The organism is Liquorilactobacillus mali KCTC 3596 = DSM 20444, assembly GCF_000260415.1.
In the GTDB taxonomy this organism is placed as follows: Bacteria; Bacillota; Bacilli; order Lactobacillales; family Lactobacillaceae; genus Liquorilactobacillus; species Liquorilactobacillus mali.
In genome coordinates, this window is record NZ_BACP01000008.1 from 31,915 (window position 1) to 41,103 (window position 9,189).

Annotated in this window: 6 protein-coding genes; all 6 read left to right on the forward strand. The window is 38.6% G+C overall.

Going from position 1 to position 9,189, the window contains the following annotated elements; all coding sequences use genetic code 11:
* The first annotated feature begins 78 nt into the window (after positions 1-78).
* Positions 79-2,058: a glycosyltransferase-like membrane protein gene (locus GSM_RS01705; protein WP_003687444.1), complete on the forward strand. Its 1,980-nt coding sequence runs from the start codon at positions 79-81 to the stop codon at positions 2,056-2,058.
* A gap of 106 nt (positions 2,059-2,164) precedes the next feature.
* Positions 2,165-3,976 carry a heavy metal translocating P-type ATPase gene (locus GSM_RS01710; protein WP_003687446.1) on the forward strand — a complete coding sequence of 604 codons (1,812 nt, stop codon included), beginning with the start codon at positions 2,165-2,167 and terminating at the stop codon, positions 3,974-3,976.
* Positions 3,977-4,000: 24 nt separating this feature from the next.
* On the forward strand, positions 4,001-4,405 hold the full coding sequence (arsC, locus tag GSM_RS01715) for an arsenate reductase (thioredoxin) (RefSeq protein ID WP_003687448.1): 405 nt from the start codon (positions 4,001-4,003) through the stop codon (positions 4,403-4,405).
* A 322-nt stretch (positions 4,406-4,727) separates the two neighbouring features.
* Positions 4,728-5,267, forward strand: a complete 540-nt coding sequence (locus tag GSM_RS01720) for a biotin transporter BioY (RefSeq protein WP_003687450.1) — start codon at positions 4,728-4,730, stop codon at positions 5,265-5,267.
* 93 nt (positions 5,268-5,360) lie between these two features.
* A complete protein-coding gene (locus GSM_RS01725) occupies positions 5,361-6,527 on the forward strand; it encodes a pyridoxal phosphate-dependent aminotransferase (protein ID WP_003687451.1) in 1,167 nt (388 codons plus the stop codon).
* A gap of 370 nt (positions 6,528-6,897) precedes the next feature.
* The coding region (locus GSM_RS14515; protein WP_010077698.1) for a lectin-like domain-containing protein at positions 6,898-9,189 on the forward strand (2,292 nt) is incomplete at its 3' end.

The window sequence follows — 9,189 nt, forward strand, 5'->3', positions numbered from 1 at the left end:
AAATTGATAAAAGGCAAAAATTTTTTCGAACATAGGAAATGACATACTTTACTCAATTAATTAAGGCAGGAAACGCATATGAAGTATTTTAAACAATTTTTTATAATTTCTTTGGGAATATCCTTGATGATTGGAATTATTTCAAATTTATTTTATCCACAGAATCTCAGCGAAACATTAATTGTCATCGCATTATCGCTAGGGATTGGCTTTTGTTTACCAAAATTTGCTTGCTGGGCGAACTCACTCTCAAAAAGCAGGGTTTCGCTAATAATTTATCTGGTAATGGGTCTGATTTTAGTCATACAATTGCTGATTCTAATCTTTTTTCCAGCAACCGTTTACCATGATCCGTTTCGTGTGCTTCATGAGGCGGAATTACTGAGTCACAATCATCCTGATTGGGATAACTCAACATATTTTTGGCGCTACTCCAATAATGTTCCCTTGGCTTATTTCTTGTCATTGTGGCTAAAGCTGACTAATGTATTTCAGATATCGACTAATGCTGCATTACACATACTATCCTTGCTTTTTTTGGATGGGTTCATTATTTTAAGCTTAAGAACCTGTCTGAATTTTGTTAAAAGTCATACACAGGTATTAGCATTAGCTCTTTTTTTCCTATTAGGTCCGTTCGCCTATACGTATTACCTGCAAGTTTTCTATTCTGATTTGCCAATTTTGTTGATACTGTTATTGACCTTTAACTTGTTAGCACGCTGGCCTAAGAGTAAAAAAGCTCAATTAGTTAGTGCAATTTTTTTATTTCTGATAATTGTTTGTGGTCAGTTAATTAAAGCTAATCTGATTATTCTTTCAGTTGCAATTCTGATTTTAATTATTGATTTATTTATGTATAAAAAACAGATTTTGAGAAAAATGATTGTCCCGCTCGCCGTGATCTTATTTGCTTTTGCGGCAACATTTCCAGCTAGTCAGGCAGTTAGTGCCGCTGCAAGTTTCAAATCCAACAGCCGTTATCAATTTCCGTTGACCCATTGGATCTGGATGAGCTACAATCCTGTCAGCCATGGTACATATGATGGTAGTGATGTGGGGAAAATGATTAGCTTGCCATCTAAGGCTTCCCGACAATCATATATTGCCAAGGCTTTGCCAGAGCGTTTAAGCCGCTTAGGAATTAATGGAATATTACGACAGTGGGTTGCACGCGTTGGAATTTTGTTAAGTGTTAATGACATTCAGAGTGCTTATACTGGGGGCTTTATTCAAGTACCGCGAGTTTATGTCAATTGGCAGTCAAAAGTACACGTTTTAAGTCAGGCAATTATGCGTAGTGGCTTCATCTGGATCTATTTGATTACTTTAAGCAAATGTTTAGAATTGCTTAAACGGCAGACAGCACTTGATTCTATTCGTGAGCTGGCTATCATTACAGCAGTCGGCTACGTGTTTTTTCACATGCTGTTGTGGGAGTCAGAAAGTCGCTATGGGCAGGCTCTTTTACCATTATTATTAGTTATCAATACTTTGCCCATACAAGAAGCAAAGATCCAAAAGGTCCAAGAAATACAGGGTAGATTGGGTAGTTCTCTGCGCACTAAGCTAGGCCCGCTTGTTGTTTGCCTGATTGTGGTTTTGAGCAATCTTGTTAATTGGCATGGATCTGCAGGGCAGATTATCGCTGCACAAAGAAGCCAGCTTTCCTTGCAGTATCACGCGAAGGAGACTTGGATAGAGCCTGGGAAGGTTGTTTCTCAACAAATGGTCATCAAACACGAAGCTACGCTATTTTCAGTGGCAGTTCCGCAAGGTTCAAAATTATCCGGAGAATTGATAAATTACCGGACGAAGCGCCATTATCTGCTAAAACATGGATTAAAAGCAGGCAGTTCATCGTTAAGTTACCATGGTAAAATCGCAGCGGGTTCTTATCAAATATTTTTAGTAAACAAGGATAGTCAGATGCAGCCCATCGAAATTGTTCAGACTGTCAATTATCAACTCGCACCATATCCAGTCAAGATGAATGCACAGACGGTCAGATTTGCATCGTTAGTCTATAAGGCGACTTACAGCAATAGGAAAGTTTGAATTGCTTTATTTCTTGGACTTGATGAACTAGAATTAGAATGAATTAGTTGACTAATAAACAAACGAAAATAATGATTTTAAATGTTAACAAATAGGGGCAGATTTTATGAAGCAGTATAATAAACTGGGAATAATTTTAGGAATCGGGATAGTTACGGTAATTATTCAATTTGTTTTAAGACAGCAACTTCTTGCACAAAGTATCATAACTCTAACAGGGATTGTTTTTGCACTGATGATGTTAAAAGAAATGATTAAAGCGCTTCACTCCGGCGATTATGGCGTTGACTTATTAGCAATTACAGCTATTATTGCTACATTAGCAGTCGGTGAATATTGGGCAGCGATGATTATTTTGATAATGCTGATTGGTGGCGATTCATTAGAAGAGTATGCTGCCAAAAAGGCAGGTTCAGAATTAAAATCATTGGTAGATAATTCACCTCAGATTGCGCACCGGATTGTGAAGCAACAACAAGATGATGTCAAAGTTGCTGCTGTTTTAATTGATGACCATTTAGTTGTCAAGCCGGGTGAGGTAATCCCAGTTGATGGTCATGTGATTCAAGGACAAGGGAATGTTGATGAGTCCTCTTTAACAGGTGAATCACGACCTGTAAGTAAGCGGGTAGACGATAAATTGCTGTCAGGAGCAATCAATGGTGATACGGTTTTAGTTATGCAGGTTGATAAATTAGCTAAGGATAGCCAATATCAGCAACTGGTAAAGTTAGTCAAGATTGCTGGCAATTCTCCGTCGCATTTTGTGCGCTTAGCCGACCGCTATGCAGTTCCTTTTACTTTGGTAACTTACCTAATTGCTGGAGTTGCTTGGTTTTTGGCTAAGGACCCAGTTAGATTTGCTGAAGTTTTAGTGGTTGCTTCCCCTTGTCCTTTGATCTTGGCTGCTCCAGTTGCGATGGTTTCGGGAATGAGTCGTTCGTCAAGAAATGGGATTGTTGTAAAAACGGGAGATGTAATTGAAAAATTGGCAACAGCCCAAACAGCAATTTTTGATAAAACAGGTACAATTACTAAGGGATACTTAACGGTTGCTCAAATCAAATCTCTAAGTGAACTTACACCAACCGAATTGTTGAGTCTAGCAGTTAGCTTAGAACAAAACTCTAATCATATTTTGGCACGTTCATTAGTTAAGTATGGACAAGAGAACCATGTTGAGTTGCAAAGTTTTACTGATGTTTCCGAGATCGTTGGTCAAGGTCTTGTGGCTAAGCAAAACGAAAAATTGATTAAGGTGGGAAAGTTAAGCTTTGTGACCTCAGCTAATCCAAAATTGGATATCCAACAAACCGCTGTTTATCTTTCGGTTGATCACAAGCTTTGCGGCTATGTGACTTTTACAGATGAAATTCGGCCAGAAGCTGAGCTGACAATGCGACAATTGAAGCAATATGGTGTAAAGCATTTGATGATGCTAACTGGCGATCAGATTACAACAGCTCAAAGTGTAGCTCAAAAAGTGGGTATTATTGATGTGCAGGCCAACTTGTTGCCCCAAGACAAAATTACAGCTATTAAAAGCCTGACTGAGGCAATGCGACCAGCAATTATGGTTGGTGATGGAGTCAATGATGCACCTTCTCTGGCGATGGCGGATGTGGGAATTGCTATGGGAGCACATGGATCCAGTGCCGCAAGCGAATCAGCAGATGTTGTTATTTTGAAGGATGATTTAAGACGAGTCGCGAAAGCAGTCGAAATTTCCCAAAATACAATGAAAGTGGCTAAACAAGCAGTTTTGATTGGAATATTTATTTGTGTATTATTAATGTTAATCGCAACAACTGGTATTTTACCAGCATTAGTTGGAGCGATGATGCAAGAAATCATTGATACGGTTTCAATTTTATGGGCCTTGCGGGCAAGAGAAGGTCAGCGTCATAGAACTTTATAATAAAAATTACTTGAGGTGTTTTTGATGAAAAAAATATACTTTTTATGCACTGGAAATTCATGCCGCAGTCAAATGGCAGAAGGATACGCTAAGGCATTTTTGCCACAAAATAAATTTGAAATTAGAAGTGCTGGAGTCGAAGTCCATGGTTTAAATCCTGATGCAGTTAAGGTGATGCTTGAAGATGGAATTGATATTTCGCAGCAATATTCAAAGAAAATTGATCTTGGCTACTTTAAATCTTCTGACTTAATTATTACGCTTTGTGGGGATGCAAAAGACAAGTGCCCTGTCATTTCTGCTGAAACGCAGCATCTTCATTATCCGTTGGCAGACCCAGGGAATGCAGTTGGAAGCTATGAAGAGCGGCTCGATGTTTTTCGAAATATTCGTGATAAAATTAAAAAAATAGTACTTAGTTTAGAATAAATATGAGGGTGCGACATAGGTTGGTAAAATTTGAGTAGTAACGAGAAATTACGAGCATAACGTGTTCCTTGCTATGAATAATTCGAAGTTAGACGGAGAATTTTGACTTACGGAACACGTTTATCCGGAATAAATAAAGAAGACAGGTCAAACCTTAATTTTTGCCCCAGTCTTGTTCCAACGATATGCTGAGAAATTTTGAATTACGTGTGTTTGGCATGCTCGCCATCTTCTTTTATTGTTAACTAATTAAAATTAATAGTTGACAGTTAACTTTTGAATACTTACAATGATTGTTATCAAAGTGAGAAGAGGTTAACTTATGAATAATCAAAGACTCCATCTTTTAGTATTATCAGGAATTTTATTAGCAACAATGATTGTTTGTTCACAGATTACGATTCCATTGCCAATCGTACCACTTACAATGCAGACTTTTGCAATTGGTTTGGTTGCAAGTCTGCTGCCAGTTATAGACAGTTTTACTGTTTTATGCATCTATCTAATAATGGGTGCTGTCGGGTTACCTGTTTTTGCAGGGTTTTCTGGCGGACTAGCAGTCTTTACGGGACCAACTGCAGGGTATCTCTATTCATTCCCAATAATGTGCATAGTGATTGGTGCAATTTTGAAGTATTGGGGCAAGAACTATCTGTCACTGCTTACTGCAAATATAATTGGAATGTTTGTAGGTCTAATAATGGGTTCCTTGTGGATGATACCAAATCTGCATCTTGGCCTGAAGGCGGCACTGATGACAGGAACGATCCCATTTATTATTCCAGGAATTATCAAGGTACTATTAGTCGTAGTGATTGCACAACGTTTGCAAGGTGTAGTTCAAAAGCAGTTGGCAAAGTAGTGTAGACGACTAAAATATATAAAGCAAAATATTTTTAGAATGTGATATAATGTTCTTTAAATTCAAGATTTATTGATTGTAAGGAGCATTCTAATGGGAAATAGTAAATTTAATGAGAAAATTGAACAAATTGGTATTTCAGATATTCGGCAATTTGATACTGATACAAGTGATATTCCAGGAATCATTAAGCTGACTCTTGGTGAACCTGATTTCAATACACCAGAACACATTAAGAAAGCCGCTATTAAGGCAATTGAAGATAATCAGTCGCATTATTCTCCTAATGCGGGGATTCCGGCGTTGCGTGAAGCAGTAGCATCTTATTACAACGAGAAATTTGACTTGAACTACACTGCAGAACAGGTTGTCACAACGGTAGGTGCAACGGAAGCAATTGCGGCTAGCCTGCAGACGGTTATAAATCCAGGAGACACTGTAATTGTTCCGACCCCAATCTTTCCAATTTACATACCGATTACAAAGGTTAATGGTGGTAGCGTCATTTTGGTTGATACAAGTGATGACGGTTTTGTCTTAACGGCTAAGAAGTTGGAACAGGTCATCGATGAACATCCACTGGCCCATGTTAAAGCTGTTGTCTTGAATTATCCAAGCAATCCTACTGGAGTAACTTATTCACGCAAGCAGATAGAGGAACTGGCAGAGGTTATTCGCGAGCGTGATCTTTGGGTGATCAGTGATGAAATCTATGCTGAATTGACATATACTAAGAAACATTTTTCTATTGCGCGTGCCATTCCAGAGAGAACGATCTTGATCACAGGTCTGTCAAAGTCACACGCCATGACTGGTTGGCGAATAGGATATATCTTAGGACCGCAAGATTTCGTTGATCAGGTTGTGAAGTCACACCAGAACTTTGTCACAGCATCTACGACCATTTCACAATTTGCAGCACTTGAAGCGATGACTAATGGTAAGAATGATAGTAAGACGATGTTAAAAGAGTATGGAAAACGGCGTGACTTCATGATTAAGGAACTAGCAGAAGTCGGTTTCAAGGCAGCAAGTCCAGATGGTGCATTTTATATTTTCGCTAAGATCCCAGCTAACTGTTCGCAAGATTCTTGGACCTTTGTGCGCAGCTTAGCTAACGAGGCTCATGTTGCAATTATTCCCGGTGTGGCATTTGGACCAGGTGGGGACGGTTATGTACGTATCAGTTATGCGTCAAGTCTTGAAAAATTACAGGAAGCCGCAAAACGTATTAAAGAATATGTGAAGAATAGAAAGTAAATAAAAAGGGAGTGTGACATAAGTCGGTAAAATTTGAGTACTAACAAGAAATTACGAACATAGCGAGTAATTTACTATGAGTAATTCGAGGTTAGACGGAAAATTTTGACTTATGGAACACGTTTATCCGGAATAAATAGAAGAGCTAGGTTAAAATTTCACTTTTGGCCAGCTCTTTTTTTGTGTCAAAAATTAATAATAATTTCATAATGGTATTTTATGGAATTATGTTAAAATTATTGCTTTATAAAGTCTTTTTTATTCTCCGTTTTTTTAAAAAAATAAAAAATAAAAAACAAATAATGTTTATTTGCAATTTATAATCGAACTAATTTAGTAGTTTTTTTAAAAAAATCAGGAGGGGTTAAAAATGGATTCGAAAAAGATACACTACAAGATGTATAAGGCTGGTAAACGCTGGCTATTTGCAGGGATCATTGTAGTTAGTTTTGGTTTAGGGAGTAGTGTTGCGGTTACGAAGGTAAATGCCGATAGTACTTCTACAACGGATGCAACAGCTAGCGATAATACATCAGTCGCAGGTACAAGCCAAGCATCAACAAGTACGAGTGGAGCATCAAGTAGTAGTGAAACAGCGAAGTCAACCGAGACCTCCGAAAGTTCAAGCAGTGACACAACAAGCGCTACAGAAACATCTGAAAATACAAGTAGTGCGGAAACAAGTGCTACAGAAACATCGGAAAGTACAAACAGTTCATCAACGAGCACGGCAAAAACTTCAGAAAGCACAAGCAGTGCTGCCACTACCTCTGAAGATGCAAGTAACTCCGCAACAAACACAAGTGATAGTAGCTCCACGACAAGCAGTTCACAAAGTTCAACTACCGAAAGTACGGTGGATAGTAATAACGCAACAACTGCAAGCAGTACAAGTTCAAGCAGTACAAATTCAAGTTCAAATAGTAGTGCGGCTGTGAGTTCATCAACTGAAAGTACAGCAGATACAACGACGGTTGGTAACGCTGCGGCAACTACAAGCAGTGATTCCAATAGTGTCCAAGTTTCTTACACAACATTGCTTGATCAGTTAAAGGCTAACACAGTTCTTGCAAGCGAAAATGATAGCTTTGTAGAAGTTACTAAGGATAATTTTCTTGATTATTTTACACTCAATGGTTCAGCAACATATGATGCAACAACGGGTATTGTGACATTAACACCAGATGAAAATAATCAAGTAGGGAATTTTTCTCTTAATAGTGAAATAAATATGAATACCAGTTTTACCTTGACTGGAAGTGTGAACCTCGGTTCTGATCCTAATGGGGCAGATGGAATCGGTTTTGCATTCCACACGGGAAACACTGATGATATTGGTAATGCGGGTGGTAACCTTGGAATTGGTGGCCTGCAAAATGCAATTGGGTTCAAATTAGATACATGGAATAATGGTTATCAAGCACCTAATAAGGACGTAGATGGTGCACAGGTTTCTTCCACTGATTCTAATGGTTTTGGTTGGAATGGTGATTCGATGAGTGCTCCTTATGGGACATTTGTTACTACAAGTGATCAACAAATCAAAACAGCAGATGGCACTGAAGTTCAAAGATGGTGGGCAGAAGATCAAACTGGGACTGCTCAATCATTAAGTAAGGCCGATATCGATGGGCAATTCCATAACTTTGTTGTAAGCTATGATGGCAGTACACGCCTTTTAACTATTGAGTATACGCAGACAGATGGAACTATATTAACTTGGAGTACTACTGTAGATTCTTCATATGAAGCAATGGCAATGGTTGTCAGTGCATCAACAGGTGGAGCAAAGAACTTACAGCAGTTCAAAATAGATAGTTTTGATTTCCAGCAAGCAGCGACAGTTAATGTGACATATGTTGATCAAAATGGTAATGTGTTAGCCACTGGGGAAGTAGATTATCCGGATGGACCATATGTAACTGGAACATATACAACAGAACAAAAAGACATTGCAAATTATAAATTCATTGGGATGGCCGATGGTACAAATACAACCACAGGCTTAAGTAGTATTAATGCAAATGGAACCTTAAATGAAAACGGTAATAATGGGACTGTCGTTTACGTCTATGCGCCTGACTATCAAGCAACTTCGAAAACAGTTAATGAAACTATTAACTACGTTGATCAAAATGGAAAAACAGTAGCGGAATCATCCAAGTCAGCCGTAACTTTTGTTACAGTAACAAATCCAGTAGACGGCAGTGTAACTTACTACTACAAGAGTGGAGCCGTTGATACACCAACAATTGGTAATGATGGAATACCAGAGGGCGAAGGTTGGACACAGACAGATAGTGGCAGCTTTGCTGAAGTAGCAAATCCAACCGTTGCTGGTTACAAGGTGATCAGTAATGATGCACCAGCTAGTGATTTAAGCAAAGTCGCAGCACAACAGGTCACGAATGATAGCTCAGACTTGAACTACACAGTAGTTTATGCGCCAGCCTATGCAGCAACAACAAAAACAGTTAACGAAACAATCAACTATGTTGACCAAAATGGCAAGACAGTTGCGGATGCCTATAAAGCAACGCCAATAACCTTTGTGACGGTGACAAATCCAGTAGATAATAGTAAAACCTACTATTATAAGAGTGGAGCCGTTGATACACCAACAATCGGTAATGATGGAGTACCTGAAGGAGAAGGCTGGACT